Source organism: Pseudomonas batumici (assembly GCF_000820515.1).
Classification (GTDB): Bacteria; Pseudomonadota; Gammaproteobacteria; order Pseudomonadales; family Pseudomonadaceae; genus Aquipseudomonas; species Aquipseudomonas batumici.
On the sequence record NZ_JXDG01000070.1, the window covers coordinates 24429 to 41346 of the forward strand.

The following is a 16918-nucleotide window of genomic DNA, read 5'->3' on the forward strand; positions in this document are numbered from 1 at the left end:
ACGAGAAACGTAACGAACGTAGTATGTTCGGGTTGAATCGTTTTTCTTGAAGACGGCTATTCACCTGCAATACCAACGTAGCGTTACGGGTCAGAGGCACCCCGGCATGATCGAACTCGAACAAGAAGATCCTATCCCGCAAGGCGATCTCGCCCTGCAAATTACCGCGCTCCCGCGCGAAGCCAACGGCTTCGGCGATATCTATGGCGGCTGGCTGGTCAGCCAGATGGACCTGGCCGGCACGGCCATGGCCAGCAAGGTCGCCGGCGGCCGGGTGGCCACGGTGTCCATCGACCGCATGGCGTTCCTGGTCCCGGTCGCCGTGGGCGCGCAATTGTCCTTCTATACCCATACCGAGGAAATCGGCCGCAGCTCGATGCGGATGATGGTCGAGGTGTGGAGCGACGACCCGCTGACCAGCGAATGGCGCAAGGTCACCGAAGCGGCGTTCGTGTTCGTGGCCATCGACGGCAGCGGACGCACCCGCTCCGTGCCACGGCGCTGATCCGGCCACCACTCCGCGGCTCGTTGCAACTCCCTGTCTTGCGAGAACACCATGACCACGCCCTATGTTGAAACGGTAAAACTGGACGAACTGAACGGTTGGCGCATCCGCCACGGCCAGGCCGAGTTGCTGGTGGCGCAACAAGGCGCGCAGATCCTCAGTTACCAGTTGGCCGGGCAACCGCCGCTGATCTGGCTCAACAACGAGGCCGTGTTCAAGCAGGGCAAGGGCATTCGCGCCGGCGTGCCGGTGTGCTGGCCGTGGTTCGGCAACTTCTCGCGCAACCCGGATAACGTGCAGGCCATGCGCCAGGGCAGCGATGCCCCCACGGCCCACGGCCTGGTGCGGACGATGGACTGGTCGTTGCAGGGCATCGAGGCCGAAGGCGACTCGGTGAACGTGGCGTTCACCCTGCCACTGCCCGAAGGCGGCCTGCCGGGCTGGCCGCACAAGGTCGGCCTGACGTTGCGCATCCGCCTCGGCGAGACCTTGCAGATCGAGCTCAGCAGCGAAAACCTGGACGATCATCCGGTCAGCCTCAGCCAGGCACTGCACACCTACTTCGCTGTCAGCGATGTGCGCAATGTGCGGGTGGAAGGCGTGGAAGGCCTGACCTATATCGAAACGCTGGATGACTGGAAACCGCTGACGCAAGTCGGCAGCCTGGGGTTTGCTGGCGAAACCGATCGCATCTACCAGAATGCGCCGGCGCAGTTGAGCATTGTCGATCCGGACTGGCAGCGACGTATCCAGCTGACCAGCAGCGGCTCACGCACGGCGGTGATCTGGAATCCGTGGATAGAGCGGGCCAGCCAGTTCGCCGATATGGCGGATGATGGCTGGCAGCGGATGCTCTGCATCGAGACCGCGAACGTGCTGGATGACGTGGTGACGCTAGCGCCGGGGGCAAGTCATACACTGGGTGTGACCATCGGCAGCCAGCGCCTGGCGTAAGGCCTGGCGCCTTACAGGTCCGACTCCTTCACCACCCTGACCTTGCCCGCATCCAGCGCATACGCTGCGTCGGCCAGGTCATTGCTGACCTTTTCGATCTTCAACGTGCCGGTAACCCACAGCGGCGTATAGATATCATCCAGCTTCAGGCCCTTGGGATAGCGCACCAGCACCAGTTGATTGGGCGGCGGTGGCGGCACGTGGATGCAGGCGCCCGGGTACGGCACCAGGAAAAACAGCGTGCTGCGCCCCTTGGCATCGGTCTCCAGCGGCACCGGATAACCGCCGATGCGGATCTCCTTGCCGTCCATCGCCGGCACGGTCTTGGTGGAATACATCACCGCCGGCAGGCCCTTGCTCTGCTTCATGCCACCCTTGGCGGTAAACGTACCGTTGGCCTCGGGCGAGTTGTGGGTGATTTCCGGCATTTGCTCGAGGGCTTTCTGGTCCGACTTGGGCATGAGTTCCAGCCAGTCGGTTTCCGGCAGTTCACCGGCATGAACCAGGCCACTGCCCAAAAGAAGAAGTGTCAAAAGAAGGCGGCGCATGGAGGAAACTCGAAAACACAAAGGAATGTTACGCATTCTAGCCCTCTCCACCCTTGCGGCGGAGAGGGTTTGGTCACCTGATCAGCTCTTCTTGATCAGGCCGTAGATCACCAGCAAAACAATTGCGCCAACAACCGCACCGATAAAACCGGCACTCTGGCCCGCGTGATAGATCCCCAGCGCCTGACCGCCGTAGGTCGCCGCCAACGAACCGCCGATACCCAGCAGGATGGTCATGATCCAACCCATGCTGTCGTCGCCCGGCTTGAGAAAACGTGCCACCAGGCCGACGATGAGGCCGATAAAAATTGTCCAGATAATGTGCATGGCGTTTCCTCTCGGTGAGTTTGCACAGTCAAAGCCTAGTCAGCCCTTTGACATCCTGCCATCAGAGGCTGGCGACAACCGTAGGTTCCCGCCGGCACTGACTATCTTTACTCGGCGATCAACGCCTCGACCCGCAGGATCTGCTCTTGCAGGGTGGCCTTGTCCGCGCAGCGCAGGGTGGCGTGACCGACCTTGCGCCCGACCTTGAACGCCTTGCCATAATGATGCAGATGGCAATCGGCGATAGCGATCACCTGTTCCACCGGCGGAACTGAACCGATGAAGTTGAGCATCGCGCTTTCACCGACCTTGGCGGTCGAACCCAGCGGCAGTCCGGCAATAGCCCGCAGGTGGTTTTCGAACTGGCTGCACTCGGCGCCTTCGGTGGTCCAGTGCCCGGAGTTGTGGACCCGTGGCGCGATTTCGTTGGCCTTGAGGCCACCATCGACTTCGAAGAACTCGAACGCCAGCACGCCGACATAATTCAGCTGCTTGAGCACCCGGGCGGCATAGTCTTCGGCCAGGGCTTGCAGCGGATGGTCGGTGCTGGCCACGGACAGGCGCAGGATGCCGTTGTCGTGGGTGTTGTGCACCAGCGGGTAGAAGCAGGTTTCGCCGTCACGGCCGCGCACGGCGATCAGCGAGACTTCCCCGGTGAACGGCACGAAGCCTTCCAGCAGGCAGGCGACGCTGCCCAGCTCGGCGAAGGTGCCGACCACATCGGCCGGGGTGCGCAGGACTTTCTGGCCCTTGCCGTCATAACCCAGGGTGCGGGTTTTCAGCACGGCCGGCAGGCCGATGCTGGCGACAGCCGCGTCCAGGTCCGCCTGGGACTGGATATCGGCGAAGGCCGGGGTGGGAATCCCCAGGTCCTTGAACATGCTCTTTTCGAACCAGCGATCACGGGCGATGCGCAGGGCTTCGGCGCTCGGATAGACCGGCACGAACTGCGACAGGAACGCCACGGTTTCCGCCGGGACACTTTCGAACTCGAACGTCACCAGGTCGACTTCGTCGGCCAACTGACGCAGGTGATCCTGATCGCCGTAATCGGCGCGCAGGTGCTCGCCCAGGGCGGCTGCACAGGCATCCGGCGCCGGGTCCAGGAAAGCGAAGTTCATCCCCAGCGGCGTACCCGCCAGCGCCAACATGCGGCCCAGCTGGCCGCCACCGATTACACCGATCTTCATCGTCATCAACCTCAGGCGACGCGCGGGTCTGGATTGTCCAGCACGCTGTCTGTCTGTTCAGCCCGGAATTTCTTCAGCACGGTATGGAAATGCGGGTGCTTGGCGCCCAGGATGCTCGCCGAGAGCAGCGCGGCATTGATCGCGCCGGCCTTGCCGATGGCCAGGGTCGCGACCGGAATACCGGCCGGCATCTGCACGATCGACAGCAGCGAGTCGACGCCCGAGAGCATCGCCGACTGCACCGGCACGCCCAGCACCGGCAGGTGGGTCTTGGCCGCGCACATGCCCGGCAGGTGGGCCGCACCGCCGGCACCGGCGATGATCACCTCGATCCCGCGCGATTCGGCCTCTTCGGCGTACTGGAAGAGCAGGTCCGGGGTGCGGTGGGCCGAGACCACCTTCACCTCGTAGGGGATGCCGAGCTTTTCCAGCATATCGGCGGTGTGGCTAAGGGTGGACCAATCGGACTTGGAGCCCATGATCACGCCAACCAGTGCACTCATCGTCGTGCCTCTTCTCTTGGGCGCCCGCGGGCGCGTCAAAAAACAACAAGCCACGCGGGAGACCGGCGTGGCTTGTCATGCGAATCGGGGCCGGGCGAACCGGCCGAAGGCCGCGCAGTATACCGAAAAAAGTGCATTGAACGCACCTTTACCGACTATCTGTCGTTTAGCGGATTCCAGCCGCTAAAGGCCGGTTTACCTGACTTTCAGGTCAATCCAGAAACACCACGCACCACCTGTAGGAGCCGGCTTGCTGCGGGCGGCGTTCCGACGATGATGGCCGCAAGGGCAATGCAAGGCTCAAGGGCCTCATCGCCGGCAAGCCGGCTCCTACAGGTTTCGCGGCGCTCAGGTAGAACCTGGCGCCTGCGCCGCCGCACCTTCGAGCTTGCGCCACAACAAGCGCACGTTGGCCTTGCGCACCAGCGCGCAGCGATACAGGCGAATTTCCAGCGGCACGTGCCATTGCGGCCCGCCGCACACCACCAGTTCGCCCCGCGCCAGCTCCGCCCGGACACTGAGATGCGGCACCCAGGCAATGCCCAGCCCTTCGAGCGCCATACTCTTCAAACTGTCGGCCATCGCCGTTTCGTAGATCGTGGTAAAGCGCAGATTGCGCTGGCGCAGCAACAGGTTCACCGAGCGCCCGAGAAACGCCCCGGCACTGTAGGCCAGCAGCGGTACGCTCGCCTCACCCTCCAGGTCGAACAACGGCTGGCCGTCCAGCCCCGTAGCACACACCGGCAACATCTCGGTCTGCCCCAGGTGCAGGGACGGAAAGATCTCCGCGTCCATCTGCAACGCCGCATCCGGGTCATAGAACGCCAGCATCAAGTCGCAACCGCCCTCGCGCAACGCATGCACGGCGTCACCGACGTTGGTCGCCACCAGCCGCGTGGCGATGTTCAACCCTTCATTGCGCAACTGCGCGATCCAGCGCGGAAAGAAGCCCAGCGCCAGGGAGTGCGCCGCCGCCACCTGCATGACTTCGCCCTGCCCGCCTTCCAGGTGATGGAGGTGACGCACCACCTCACCCAACTGCTCGACCACCGTACGCGCCGTCACCAGAAACAACTGCCCCGCCGCCGTCAGCTCGATCGGTGTGCGCGAGCGGTTGACCAGGGTCAGCCCCAGCGCCGACTCCAGGCTGCGAATCCGCCGACTGAAGGCCGGCTGCGTGACGAAGCGGCGCTCGGCCGCCTGGGAAAAGCTGCGGGTCGCCGCCAGGGCACTGAAATCTTCCAACCATTTGCTTTCGAGATTCATCGGCTCCTCCCGCCAAGCGCACCATTTTGGTTCACACGTCTGCCATACACAACGCGTCACATCCGTATTATGCCGTTTGTGCATAGGGCAGTGCTGAACAGCATTGGCCCAACAATTCGCCCAAGCCTAGCATTGCCAACGTTCCGGCACCGACCGGGTTCCTATCGAGATGATTTCTATCATGTCCTCCGCTGCATCTTTCCGCACAGAAAAAGACCTGCTTGGCGTACTCGACGTACCCGGCGACGCGTATTACGGCATCCAGACCCTGCGAGCGGTGAACAACTTCCGTCTCTCCGGCGTCCCGATCTCGCACTACCCGAAACTGGTCGTGGCCCTGGCCATGGTCAAACAGGCCGCCGCTGACGCCAACCGCGAGCTGGGTCACCTGACCGAAGCCAAGCACGCGGCCATCAGCGAAGCCTGTGCCCGACTGATCCGTGGCGACTTCCACGAACAGTTCGTGGTGGACATGATTCAAGGCGGCGCTGGCACTTCGACCAACATGAATGCCAACGAAGTCATCGCCAACATCGCGCTGGAGGCCATGGGCCACAGCAAGGGCGAATACCAGTACCTGCACCCCAACAACGACGTGAACATGGCGCAGTCGACCAACGACGCGTACCCGACGGCCATCCGCCTGGGTCTGCTGCTGGGCCACGACGCCCTGCTCGCCAGCCTCGACAGCCTGATCCAGGCCTTCGCCGCCAAGGGCCAAGAGTTCAGCCACGTCCTGAAAATGGGCCGTACCCAGCTGCAAGACGCCGTGCCGATGACCCTCGGCCAGGAATTCCACGCCTTCGCCACCACCCTGAGCGAAGACCTGGCCCGCCTGAAGACCCTGGCTCCGGAAGTCCTGACCGAAGTCAACCTGGGCGGTACCGCCATCGGCACCGGTATCAACGCCGACCCGCGCTACCAGCACCTGGCGGTCGACCGCCTGGCAACCATCAGCGGCCAGCCGCTGGTACCCGCCGCCGACCTGATCGAAGCCACCTCCGACATGGGCGCCTTCGTCCTGTTCTCCGGCATGCTCAAGCGCACCGCGGTCAAGCTGTCGAAGATCTGCAACGACCTGCGCCTGCTGTCCAGCGGCCCGCGTACCGGCATCAACGAAATCAACCTGCCGGCTCGTCAGCCCGGCAGCTCGATCATGCCCGGCAAGGTCAACCCGGTAATCCCGGAAGCGGTCAACCAGGTGGCATTCCAGATCATCGGCAACGACCTGGCCCTGACCATCGCGGCCGAAGGCGGCCAACTGCAATTGAACGTGATGGAGCCGCTGATCGCCTTCAAGATCTTCGACTCGATCCGCCTGCTGCAACGCGCCATGGACATGCTGCGCGAACACTGCATCGTCGGCATCACCGCCAACGAAGCGCGCTGCCGCGAGCTGGTGGAGCACTCCATCGGCCTGGTCACCGCCCTGAACCCCTACATCGGCTATGAAAACGCCACCCGTATCGCCCGCATCGCCCTGGAAAGTGGCCGTGGCGTACTGGAACTGGTGCGCGAAGAAGGCTTGCTCGACGACGCCATGCTCGCCGACATCCTGCGCCCGGAAAACATGATTGCTCCGCGTCTGGTTCCACTGAAGGCCTGACCTTCAATGCCGGACTGCAACACGCTCACCAGGTCGAGGGACTAGACACCTCTCACCTTTTGAGGGCTTGAAGGTCACTCTTCAGGCCCTTTTTTTACAACTGGAAAGTGGGAAAAAGGCCCAACCTCGCCCCTGCATTCACAAGAAATACCAGCGCTTTGTCGTCCGTCCTACAAACCAGTACAGACGACTGTCGTGCTCATCGGTATAGTGCCGCCCCTCTTCGCGTAAGCGATCCGCGGTACAGCGGCACTGAAACACGCGAAACAACACTAAAAACAACCCGCGAAAGCTCGGGACGACGTATCGCCAGCCCACACTGCCCTGCAAGACCGGGTGTAACGCGATATCTCAAACGAGCCGCCTTTGCATCAAAACAGCGAGGAACCACTCCATGCTCGAAGTCATCAACGACTTCCTCTCAGGGAAAGTACTGATTGCGCTCATTGTCGGGCTCGGTAGCTACTTCACGATCCGCTCGCGGTTCGTCCAGTTCCGCCATTTCAGCCACATGTTCACGGTCTTCAAAGAATCCCTGCGCGGCCAGGCCGGCCAACTGAGCTCGTTCCAGGCCCTGATGCTGAGCCTCGCCGGCCGCGTCGGCGCCGGTAACATCGCCGGTGTCGGCATCGCCGTGACCCTCGGCGGCCCAGGCGCCGTGTTCTGGATGTGGGTCACCGCACTGGTGGGCATGTCCAGCAGCTTCTTCGAATGCACCCTGGCCCAGGTCTACAAGCGCGCCGATGGCGACGGCCTGTACCGCGGCGGCCCGGCCTACTACATCCAGCACGGCCTGAAGCTCAAAGGCATGGCGGTGGTGTTCTCGATCCTGCTGCTGGTCACCTACGGCTTCGCCTTCAACGGCCTGCAGTCGTACACCGTCACCCACTCCCTGCAGAATGCCTTCGGCTTCGCCCCGGAACACACCGGCATCGCCCTGGCCGTACTGCTGGCGATCGTCTTCCTCGGCGGCATCAAGCGCATCGCCTCGGTCTCCGACCTGCTGGTCCCGGTCAAGACCCTGGCCTACATCGGCGTCACCCTGTACGTGATCGGCAGCCAGATCGAGCACGTTCCGGCCATGCTGGAAACCATCTTCAAGAGCGCCTTCGGCCTTGACCCTGCGTTCGGCGGCCTGCTCGGCAGCGCCATCATCATGGGCGTGAAGCGTGGCGTGTTCGCCAACGAAGCCGGTCTGGGCAGCGCACCGAACGTCGCCGCCGTGGCCGCCGTGAAGCACCCGGGCGCCCAGGGCGTGGTCCAGGCGTTCAGCGTGTTCCTCGACACCTTCGTCATCTGTACCTGCACCGCGCTGCTGATCCTGCTGTCGGGCTTCTACACCCCGGGCTTCGAAGGTGATGGCATCGTCCTGACCCAGAACTCCCTGGCCGCGGTGGTCGGTGACTGGGGGCGTCTGTTCGTCAGCGTCGCCCTGTCGCTGTTCGTCTTCACCTGCATCCTCTACAACTACTACCTGGGCGAGAACAGCCTGCAGTTCCTGAGCCGTAACCGCGTCGTGCTGATGGTGTACCGCGGCCTGGTACTGGCACTGATCGTATGGGGTTCGACGCAGAACCTGTCGACCGTGTTCGCCTTCGCCGACATCACCATGACCTGCCTGGCCTTCGTCAACCTGCTCGCCCTGGCCCTGCTGTTCAAGGTCGGCCTGCGCGTGATGCGCGACTACGACGCACAACGCAAAGCCGGCGTCGGCCAGCCCGTGTTCGACTCCAGCAAGTTCGCCGACCTGGACCTGGACCTGCAAGCCTGGCCGACCACCTCGAGCCAGCCTGCTCCACGCGAGCAAGGCGCAGCCCAAGGCGCGCCTGCCACGCAACGCTGATCGCTCCCGCGGGCGGCGCCCTGCCGCCCGACGCGACAGACCTTACCGGGTGGCGTCCTGCCACCCGACGTGACACACCTTGCGCATGCAGGCATGCTGCGGCGCAAGGTGCATTCGTCCAGGAGAACCCTCAATGACTTCCGTCTCTTATCCTGCCGCACAGCGCGTCATGGTGCTCTACACCGGCGGCACCATCGGCATGCAGGCCAGTGCCAGCGGCCTGGCCCCGGCTTCCGGTTTCGAAGCGCGGATGCGCGAACAGCTCACCGGGCAGCCCGGCCTGAGTGTGCCGGACTGGTGTTTTCGTGAAATGGCACCGCTGATCGACAGCGCCAACATGACCCCCGAGTACTGGCTGCGCCTGCGCGATGCGGTGGTCGAGGCGGTGGACGTGCAACAGTGCGACAGCGTGCTGGTTTTGCATGGCACCGATACCCTGGCCTACAGCGCGGCGGCGATGAGCTTCCAGTTGCTCGGGCTGCCGGCTCCGGTGGTGTTTACCGGTTCGATGCTGCCGGCGGGCGTGCCGGACAGCGATGCCTGGGAGAATGTCTGTGGCGCGCTGGTCGCGTTGGGCCAGGGCCTGGCGCCAGGGGTGCATCTGCACTTCCACGGCGAGATGCTTTCGCCCACCCGTTGCGCGAAGATTCGCAGCTTTGGGCGGCATCCGTTTGCTGCCCTCAATCGCACGGGCGGCGTGGCAAAGGCGCAAGCCTTGCCGGCGCAGCTGAACTACTGCCAGGCCCGGCAACTGACGACGGTCGGCGTATTGCCGCTGGTCCCGGGCATCGCCGCCGCGCAGCTGGATGGCATGATCGACAGCGGTATCCAGGCGCTGGTGCTGGAGTGCTTCGGCAGCGGCACCGGGCCAAGCGATAACCCGGCGTTCCTCGCCAGCCTCCAGCGGGCAGAGAAGCTGGGGATCGTGGTGGTCGCGGTCACCCAGTGCCATGAAGGCGGTGTCGAGCTGGATGTGTACGAAGCCGGTAGCCGTTTGCGCGGTGTCGGCGTGCTGTCCGGCGGCGGCATGACCCGTGAGGCGGTGTTCGGCAAGCTGCATGCGTTGCTGGGCGCCGGTCTGGAGCTGGCTGAGGTGCGGCGGCTGGTCGAGCTGGATCTGTGTGGCGAGTTGAGCTGAATATCCTGACGGCAAGAGCCACATAAAGACTGCGCCGAACGCAGTCCCTGTAGGAGCCGGCTTGCTGGCGATCGCGTCCGCAAGATCGATGCAAGGCTTACGGGCCTCATCGCCGGCAAGCCGGCTCCCACAGGGTTATGCGGAGCAGCCGATCGGGTGAGCGGCACACAACTTGCTCGATTCCTGCCACGCCAAAAGCCGGAACCGAGCATGCTCCACTCCCACCTCACCACCCTCAACGCCGTCTCCCTGGTGCTCAACACCTTCCGCGACAAGGGCGTTGCCAGCGATGCACTGCTGGCCGGCAGCGGCATCAGCGCCGCCGACCTGAGCCGCGCCGACACCCGCATCACCACCAACCAGGAGATGCAGGTGTGCGCCAATGCCGTGGCCCTGCGCCGGGAAATCGGCCTGGAGTTGGGCCGACGCATGCATGTCTCAGCCTACGGCATACTCGGCTACGCCCTGCTCACCAGTGCCACCTTCGGTGACGCCTTGCGCCTGGCCCTGCGCTATCCGGCGCTATTGGGAACACTCTTCGAACTGAGCCTGGAAACCGATGGCGAACGTATCTGGTTCACCGCCGCGGATTATCGGGAAAACCCGCAGTTGGCGGTGTTCAACACCGAGCTGTGCCTGGTCTCGCTGAAAGTCATCTGCGACGACCTGCTGGGACACCCGCTGCCCCTGCTGGCGGCTCGTTTCGAGCACGAAGCGCCGGACTATCAGGCCAACTACAGCGACAGCTTCGACTGCCCGCTGCAATTCTCGGCCAGCAGCAACGCGTTCGCCTTCGACCCACGCTGGCTGGAGCAACCCTTGCCCCTGGCCGACGCCATTACCCACCAGGCCATGGCCGAGCGTTGTCGCAAGCACAACCTGGAGTTCACCGGCCGCCAGGCCTGGCTCGGGCGTATCCGCCACTTGCTCGCCGCGCAACTGCACACCGCGCCGGGCCTGGAGGGCCTGGCCGAACAGATGAAATGTTCAGCCCGCACCTTGCGCCGACACCTCAACGACCTGGGCTGCAGCTATCAGGAACTCCTCGACGAGTTGCGCTTCGAGCGCGCCAAACAACTGCTCGGGGAAGCCCAGCTACCGATTCACCGCATCGCCGATGAGCTGGGCTTCAGCGAAACCGCCAGCTTCCGTCATGCCTTCGTGCGCTGGAGCGGGGTCAGCCCGAGCCAGTTCCGTCCCTGAATCGAAAAACCCACGCCAACACAGCCCCCGCCCCCCTGTTGCGCCCCCAAAGAACGCCGTCATGTGCTGCCCAGGGGCGAAATCAGGACACATCTTTTGGCCATATCGATCCCCTTTTGGCCGCTCCCGTCATTCTCCCAAAGACGCCAGGCATCAAGAATGAAGCCACGTCCACGCTATCGGAGAACAATAAATGCTGACGGTCTACTCAGACGATCACCACCTGCACCACGGCCGCTGCGAGCTGATCGACGGGCAGTTGATGCCCTGCTTCGAAATGCCTTCGCGCGCCGACCACGTGCTGGCCCGCGTGCAACAGCAGAGCCTGGGCCCGGTGCGCAAGCCCGAGGACTTCGGCCTGGAGCCGATCCGCCGCGTTCACGACGAGGCCTACCTGGACTTCTTCAAGGGCGCCTGGGACCGCTGGGCCGAACAAGGCCGTGACGGCGACCTGCTGCCCTTCACCTGGCCGGCCCGCACCCTGCGCCAAGTGATCCCGAAGAGCCTGCACGGTGAACTCGGCTACTACAGCTTCGACGGCGGCGCGCCGATCACCGCCGGCACCTGGCAGGCGGCCTACAGCGCGGCCCAGGTCGCCCTCACCGCCCAGGCCGAGATCCAGCGCGGCGCGCGCGGCGCCTTCGCCCTCTGCCGACCGCCGGGACACCACGCCGCCAGCGACCTGATGGGCGGTTACTGCTACCTGAACAACGCTGCCATCGCCGCCCAGGCGTTCCTCGACCAGGGCCATGAAAAGGTCGCGATCCTCGACGTCGACTACCACCACGGCAACGGTACCCAATCGATTTTCTACGGGCGCAGCGATGTGCTGTTCACCTCGATCCACGGCCACCCGGAAGCCGAGTTCCCGTTCTTCCTCGGCTATGCCGACGAGCTCGGCGAAGGCGCCGGCGAAGGCTTCAACTTCAACTATCCGCTGGCCGCCGGCAGTGCCTGGGAGCAATGGAGCGCGGCGCTGGAACAGGCCTGCGGCGAGATCGAACGCTACGCGCCCGACGTGCTGGTGATCTCCCTGGGCGTGGACACCTTCAAGGACGATCCGATTTCCCGGTTCAAGCTCGACAGCCCGGACTACCTGCGCATGGGCGAACGTATCGCCCGCCTGGGCAAGCCGACGCTGTTCGTGATGGAAGGCGGCTACGCGGTGGAAGAAATCGGCATCAATGCCGTGAACGTACTCGAAGGTTTCCAATACGCTCAATGAGGAACTAGAAGAATGAACAAGCTCAAGCGTCTGATTGCCCCGGCCCTGTGCGCCGCCGTGCTCAGCGGCGGCGCCCACGCCGAGGAACGCACCCTGCGGGTCTACAACTGGTTCGACTACATCACCCCCAAGGCCCTCGACGACTTCAAGGCCCAGAACACCCAGGTCAAGCTGGTCTACGACATCTTCGACACCAACGAGGCCCTGGAAGCCAAGCTGCTCACCGGCAACTCCGGCTATGACACGGTGGTGCCGTCCAACGTGTTCCTCGCCAAGCAGATCGAAGCCGGCGTGTTCCAGCCGCTGGACCGCAGCAAGCTGCCGAACTGGAACCACCTCGATCCCAAGCTGATGAAGCTGCTCGAGGCCAACGACCCGGGCAACCAGTTCGCCGTGCCCTACATGTACGGCACCATCCTGATCGGTTTCAACCCGGACAAGGTCAAGGCGGTGCTGGGTGACCAGGCACCGGTGGACAGCTGGGACCTGATCTTCAAGGAAGAGAACATCAGCAAGCTCAAGCAGTGCGGCGTCGCCCTGCTCGATTCGCCGTCGGAGATCCTGCCGCTGGCCTTGCAGCACCTGGGCCTGAACCCCAACAGCAACAACCCGAAGGATTATGAAAAAGCCGAGGCGTTGCTGCTGAAGGTTCGTCCGTACATCACCTATTTCCACTCGTCCAAGTACATGGCAGACATCGCCAACGGTGACATCTGCGTGGCCGTCGGTTATTCCGGCAGCTTCTCCCAGGCCGCCAACCGCGCCAAGGAAGCCAAGAACGGCGTGGTGGTGGACATGCGCCTGCCCAAGGAAGGCGCGCCGATCTGGTTCGACATGCTGGCGATCCCCAAGGGGGCGAAGGACACCCAGGACGCCTACACCTTTATCAACTACCTGCTGCAACCCCAGGTGATCGCGCCGATCAGCGACTTCGTCGGCTATCCGAACCCGAACAAGGACGCCACCGAAAAGGTCGATCCGGCGATCCGCAACAACCCTAACCTGTACCCGACCGAAGCGGCGATGAAGACGCTCTACACCTTGCAGCCGCTGGACCAGAAAGCCGAACGGGCACGCACGCGGGCCTGGACCAAGATCAAGTCCGGGACCTGAGTGTTGCCACCGCCTCCCTGTAGGAGCGAGCTTGCTCGCGATGGACGTCAACGATAACGCGGGAAGCCTGATACCCCGCGGTGTCCCGGCTACCATCGCGAGCAAGCTCGCTCCTACAGGGGACAGGAACAGCCTTCAGCCACTCGACGACAGGAACAACGCCTGCGCCGCCCTGGCATTGATCGGCCCGCGCCAGATGGGCGCGACTTTCCCGCCCGCAGTCGCCTGGGCGATCTGAAAGCTGAGCCCCAGATAACGTTGCGCGCGGGTCTTGAGGTGAGCTTTGGAAAAGTTGGTTGCTGACGTGGTCGCCGTCGGGTAATGGAAGTGCGCGAACCACAACAGCTCGCCCTGCCTGTCGCGAATGCCGTACTCCTCAAGAAAGTCGGTGCCCTTGCCATGGGAAATATCCCGACGCTCACCCAGCTTGCGGATCGTGATCTGCTCTTGCTCCTTCAGGAACTCAACCGCGGCAACGCTCGGCAAGCCTTTCTTGGTCAAGCCGATCCGCAGACTCAGGCCCTTGTCGGCCAAGGTGTTTGCTGCCCGCTCCAGCTCGGAAATCAGATACCGGGGTTGCTGTGCGAGCCCTCGGGTCAAGTCCCGCAACTCCCTCATGGCCTCTTCAAAAGGCTGCGCCTTCATCACCAGTATGTCCTCGATGTCACGCGGGGCCTGTACGCTGTTCGCACTTCGTTCGGCGTCCGCCAGCAGCCCAGGCAAGCTGGCCAACAGATCACGGGCCTTCTTCTCCAGCGACTTCAGCTTCTTCGCGGCGCGCACACTCAACTCCCCCGCACCACCCAGCAGGCGCAGGCCACGATCCAACTGCCAGCGCCCCGCGCCGTCGTTTTTCAACCAGGGGCCCTGCAGCGCCGGGTGGCTGTTGTCGATGATCACCACCCCATCGAGCTTGCGCGCCACCCGAAACCAGGCGTCGTCGACCTGGGCATAGAGCAGGTCGCCACGCTGATACAGGCCTTGCCACTCCCCCGATGCCAGCAAGGTGCCGGGCGCCTCGGACAGCGACAGCTTGAACCTCTCGAGTCGGACCAGTTCCGAGGCGGTGAAGTGACGTCCCGGACGGGTCCAGGCAAAGACCAACTGGCTCGCCGCACTGGCGACAGGCTCCTGGATCACGGCGTTGCTGATGATCGGCCTGGAGCGTACAGCCCCGGCGTTGCCAATCAGCGACTGGCGGTGATACACCAGCACGACCGCCAGGTTCAGCAAGACGTCGGCGAACGCCGCCCAGGGGTGGGACGCCTGCGGATCGGCAAAGGTCTTGAGGCTGGAGAGCAATTGCACGAGCCAGCCGAAATTCGCCAGAGGGCCGGGCAACAGGGGCTGCAACAGGCCGAACAACGCCCAGCCCAGATCGACGAAGCGGTTCCAGCGATCTTCGGCATTGGACACGGAGTCCGCCTCGGCCTGCGCGATCAGCGCCTCGACGCCGGCGGCGAACAGCGCCGCGCAAAACGACCCGGACAGCAGCGTGCTATCCAGCGCAGCCGGCTCAGGGGTGTCCGGGATGTTCCAAGCGGAGTCGGTCACCCTGATCAGGTGCGGCTCCTTGAATCCGCCCTGGTCATAGGTGGAACGCCTTGCGCTTTCCAGGCCATCGAGGACCGATTGCTGCAAGGGCCCCTCCTGCTGGATGGCCGTCAACAAGCCGGCCCATGATGGAAACTCAAGCAGGAGCTCCCTGGCGCCGGGGCGGCACAACACCTGCGGGCCCTGGTCCGTCGCCTGCGGGCCGATCACAAACATGTTGCGCACCCGGTCCGCCGTGGCATTCGGGTGCGCCAGGAAGGCCAGCGGCCTGACCACGATAGGCTGTCCCGGGACCGTTTGAACACCGCCATCCTGCGTCACCGCCGCCTCGACATAACGCCGGGCGAGCTCTGTCAGTTGCCGGTCGAGCCGCTGCTCCAGCGCCCGCATCGGCAGCAGGACACGCAGGTAGTCGGTAAACAGCCCCTCTTGCCGGGCCCGCTCGACCAGGTCCTGCTGCAACTTCTGCCCGAGCAACTCAGGGTAGGTCCTGCCGATATCCGTGTCGCTCACCGCCGTGCGCAGCGCGTCATAGGTCATCCAGGACGGCGGCGTCCGGCCTTTGTAACGAACCTGCGCCGATGCACCAAGAGGAAAGGCCTCAAGGTTCTTCAGCGCCATGGCGACATAATCCTGGGTCTGTGACTCATAGCGAGCGTCAAAAGCGCTGTCGACCATTTCCGCTGGACTGTTCGCGATACGCGCCAAGGTCACGCTGATGTCGCTGACCGACACGCTCTCTGCCTGTGGATATTTCGCCTGCAAACTTGCCTGCAACGACTGGCCGGCAAAGGTACGGATATCCGGAATGCCATCGAGAAACGCCTTGCCGGTGTGCTGCCGATGCACCGCCGCGAGCGCCGCCACGTAACGACCATAGCGCGTGCGATCTGACGGCGACGCAGTGCACAACCGCTCGGGAAGCAAGTCACGCAGGCGACCCAGTTTCGCCTCGTGGCCGGAACGAAAGGCACCGAACAAGACCTGCAGACCGGTCAGCTCATGCAGGTGCTGCTCGAGGGCCGCCGGGGTGCGATAGTCACTCGGCCTGATCGCGTCAATGGCCTCCAACTGTCGTTCCAGCAGGGTCACGGTCAGGGCGTCGAAGATGTGATGATCCGGCGAATAGCACCTGAACTCCGAGTCCTGGCCGCTCAATGTCACCCCCAGGGAATCTTCAAGCGCTCGCGTGGAATCGAACGCCTCGATCCCTCCGAACAGTGTGTAAAGCAAGACGATCTGGCGCGCGCCGACCCAGCGGCTCATGACCAGTGCCTGCACATGCAAGGGCTCGGGATCCTTGACGCGGGTATCGATGATGGGGATATAGGCCTGCGCGCAATCACTGCCGAACCTGGCCCGGCGCGCCCGCAGGTCGGGATAGTCGAGCACCGCCTCCACGGTGGCCAATTCATCGCCCGACAACGCCGCACACGCCAGGCGCAATTGCGCCGCGAAAAACTCGGAAAGTCGCTGCCAGGGCACGACATCCTGCGCCAACGGCAAGCTCCAGAAGTCGACCAGGCCCTGTTTGTACGCCTCCAGCAACAACGGAGCCCACTCGCTCAGCAGCGCATCGACCGCCGCAACACTCAAGGACAGCTTCTGCGGATGCTCCGCGCCCGGGTAGAGCGTCAGGTAGCTGCCGGCCGGATGAGTCAGTTTTTCTTCGCCCAGGAAGCGCTCGATCAACAGGTGCGCCAGGGTCAGGACCCGGTACTCCACCTCATCCTTGCGCGGTTCCGGCTCGATGAGCGCGGCATGGGTAAGCTGCTCGCCCAGCGATGGGTATTGCTCTTCCAGCATGTCGCGAACAAGGCTGGGGGCCACGCTTTCCAGGGTCGGTCGTGAGGCGAAATAATCACTGAGGGTGTAGACCCTCTCAGCCTGTTCGCTTTCGCTCAAGGTCGCGCCAGCAAGGGGGGACGTCATGTCTATTCATC

General features: G+C 63.7%; 14 protein-coding genes. 8 read left to right on the top strand and 6 right to left on the bottom strand.

The annotated features are described in order from the left end of the window. The first annotated feature begins 106 nt into the window (after positions 1 to 106). Positions 107 to 505: an acyl-CoA thioesterase gene (locus tag UCMB321_RS27130; protein ID WP_040071787.1), complete on the top strand. Its 399-nt coding sequence runs from the start codon at positions 107 to 109 to the stop codon at positions 503 to 505. Between the two features lie 51 nt (positions 506 to 556). Beyond that, positions 557 to 1459 carry a D-hexose-6-phosphate mutarotase gene (locus tag UCMB321_RS27135; RefSeq protein ID WP_040071788.1) on the top strand — a complete coding sequence of 301 codons (903 nt, stop codon included), beginning with the start codon at positions 557 to 559 and terminating at the stop codon, positions 1457 to 1459. 11 nt (positions 1460 to 1470) lie between these two features. Here UCMB321_RS27135 and UCMB321_RS27140 read toward each other — a convergent pair whose 3' ends face one another. From UCMB321_RS27140 to UCMB321_RS27160, 5 genes are all read right to left on the bottom strand, one after another. Continuing rightward, positions 1471 to 2007 carry a DUF3299 domain-containing protein gene (locus UCMB321_RS27140; RefSeq protein WP_040071789.1) on the bottom strand — a complete coding sequence of 179 codons (537 nt, stop codon included), beginning with the start codon at positions 2005 to 2007 and terminating at the stop codon, positions 1471 to 1473. A gap of 81 nt (positions 2008 to 2088) precedes the next feature. Further along, on the bottom strand, positions 2089 to 2334 hold the full coding sequence (locus UCMB321_RS27145) for a GlsB/YeaQ/YmgE family stress response membrane protein (RefSeq protein ID WP_040071790.1): 246 nt from the start codon (positions 2332 to 2334) through the stop codon (positions 2089 to 2091). A 107-nt stretch (positions 2335 to 2441) separates the two neighbouring features. After that, complete coding sequence (locus UCMB321_RS27150) at positions 2442 to 3524, bottom strand: 5-(carboxyamino)imidazole ribonucleotide synthase (RefSeq protein WP_040071791.1); 1083 nt, start codon at positions 3522 to 3524, stop codon at positions 2442 to 2444. 11 nt (positions 3525 to 3535) lie between these two features. Further along, the gene (purE, locus tag UCMB321_RS27155) at positions 3536 to 4027 is read right to left on the bottom strand and encodes a 5-(carboxyamino)imidazole ribonucleotide mutase (protein ID WP_040071792.1); all 492 of its coding nucleotides are present in this window, start codon (positions 4025 to 4027) and stop codon (positions 3536 to 3538) included. Between the two features lie 348 nt (positions 4028 to 4375). Continuing rightward, the gene (locus UCMB321_RS27160; RefSeq protein ID WP_040071793.1) at positions 4376 to 5293 is read right to left on the bottom strand and encodes a LysR substrate-binding domain-containing protein; all 918 of its coding nucleotides are present in this window, start codon (positions 5291 to 5293) and stop codon (positions 4376 to 4378) included. A gap of 181 nt (positions 5294 to 5474) precedes the next feature. On the opposite strand from UCMB321_RS27160, the gene aspA reads away from it, so the two are divergent. The 6 genes from aspA to UCMB321_RS27190 all read left to right on the top strand — a co-directional run bounded on the left by aspA (position 5475) and on the right by UCMB321_RS27190 (position 13421). Continuing rightward, the gene (gene aspA, locus UCMB321_RS27165; RefSeq protein WP_040071794.1) at positions 5475 to 6899 is read left to right on the top strand and encodes an aspartate ammonia-lyase; all 1425 of its coding nucleotides are present in this window, start codon (positions 5475 to 5477) and stop codon (positions 6897 to 6899) included. 394 nt (positions 6900 to 7293) lie between these two features. Then, on the top strand, positions 7294 to 8742 hold the full coding sequence (locus UCMB321_RS27170; RefSeq protein ID WP_040071795.1) for an alanine/glycine:cation symporter family protein: 1449 nt from the start codon (positions 7294 to 7296) through the stop codon (positions 8740 to 8742). Between the two features lie 133 nt (positions 8743 to 8875). Beyond that, positions 8876 to 9880 carry an asparaginase gene (locus UCMB321_RS27175; protein WP_040071796.1) on the top strand — a complete coding sequence of 335 codons (1005 nt, stop codon included), beginning with the start codon at positions 8876 to 8878 and terminating at the stop codon, positions 9878 to 9880. Between the two features lie 210 nt (positions 9881 to 10090). Then, positions 10091 to 11083, top strand: a complete 993-nt coding sequence (locus tag UCMB321_RS27180) for an AraC family transcriptional regulator (RefSeq protein WP_040071797.1) — start codon at positions 10091 to 10093, stop codon at positions 11081 to 11083. A gap of 193 nt (positions 11084 to 11276) precedes the next feature. Further along, entirely contained in the window at positions 11277 to 12308 is a 1032-nt protein-coding gene (locus UCMB321_RS27185) for a histone deacetylase family protein (protein WP_040071798.1), read from the top strand. Positions 12309 to 12320: 12 nt separating this feature from the next. Beyond that, positions 12321 to 13421: a polyamine ABC transporter substrate-binding protein gene (locus UCMB321_RS27190; RefSeq protein WP_040071799.1), complete on the top strand. Its 1101-nt coding sequence runs from the start codon at positions 12321 to 12323 to the stop codon at positions 13419 to 13421. A gap of 135 nt (positions 13422 to 13556) precedes the next feature. Here UCMB321_RS27190 and UCMB321_RS27195 read toward each other — a convergent pair whose 3' ends face one another. Continuing rightward, complete coding sequence (locus UCMB321_RS27195) at positions 13557 to 16907, bottom strand: dermonecrotic toxin domain-containing protein (RefSeq protein ID WP_040071800.1); 3351 nt, start codon at positions 16905 to 16907, stop codon at positions 13557 to 13559. Between the last annotated feature and the right edge of the window lie 11 nt (positions 16908 to 16918).

Bases quoted from the DNA above. Each gene is read 5' to 3' on its own strand.
- UCMB321_RS27190 (WP_040071799.1), top strand. From the start codon at position 12,321: ATGAACAAGCTCAAGCGTCTGATTGCCCCGGCCCTGTGCGCCGCCGTG.
- UCMB321_RS27135 (WP_040071788.1), top strand. From the start codon at position 557: ATGACCACGCCCTATGTTGAAACGGTAAAACTGGACGAACTGAACGGT.
- UCMB321_RS27170 (WP_040071795.1), top strand. From the start codon at position 7,294: ATGCTCGAAGTCATCAACGACTTCCTCTCAGGGAAAGTACTGATTGCG.
- UCMB321_RS27195 (WP_040071800.1), bottom strand. From the start codon at position 16,907: ATGACGTCCCCCCTTGCTGGCGCGACCTTGAGCGAAAGCGAACAGGCT.
- UCMB321_RS27185 (WP_040071798.1), top strand. From the start codon at position 11,277: ATGCTGACGGTCTACTCAGACGATCACCACCTGCACCACGGCCGCTGC.
- UCMB321_RS27180 (WP_040071797.1), top strand. From the start codon at position 10,091: ATGCTCCACTCCCACCTCACCACCCTCAACGCCGTCTCCCTGGTGCTC.
- aspA (WP_040071794.1), top strand. From the start codon at position 5,475: ATGTCCTCCGCTGCATCTTTCCGCACAGAAAAAGACCTGCTTGGCGTA.
- UCMB321_RS27130 (WP_040071787.1), top strand. From the start codon at position 107: ATGATCGAACTCGAACAAGAAGATCCTATCCCGCAAGGCGATCTCGCC.
- UCMB321_RS27145 (WP_040071790.1), bottom strand. From the start codon at position 2,334: ATGCACATTATCTGGACAATTTTTATCGGCCTCATCGTCGGCCTGGTG.
- UCMB321_RS27150 (WP_040071791.1), bottom strand. From the start codon at position 3,524: ATGAAGATCGGTGTAATCGGTGGCGGCCAGCTGGGCCGCATGTTGGCG.
- purE (WP_040071792.1), bottom strand. From the start codon at position 4,027: ATGAGTGCACTGGTTGGCGTGATCATGGGCTCCAAGTCCGATTGGTCC.
- UCMB321_RS27175 (WP_040071796.1), top strand. From the start codon at position 8,876: ATGACTTCCGTCTCTTATCCTGCCGCACAGCGCGTCATGGTGCTCTAC.
- UCMB321_RS27160 (WP_040071793.1), bottom strand. From the start codon at position 5,293: ATGAATCTCGAAAGCAAATGGTTGGAAGATTTCAGTGCCCTGGCGGCG.
- UCMB321_RS27140 (WP_040071789.1), bottom strand. From the start codon at position 2,007: ATGCGCCGCCTTCTTTTGACACTTCTTCTTTTGGGCAGTGGCCTGGTT.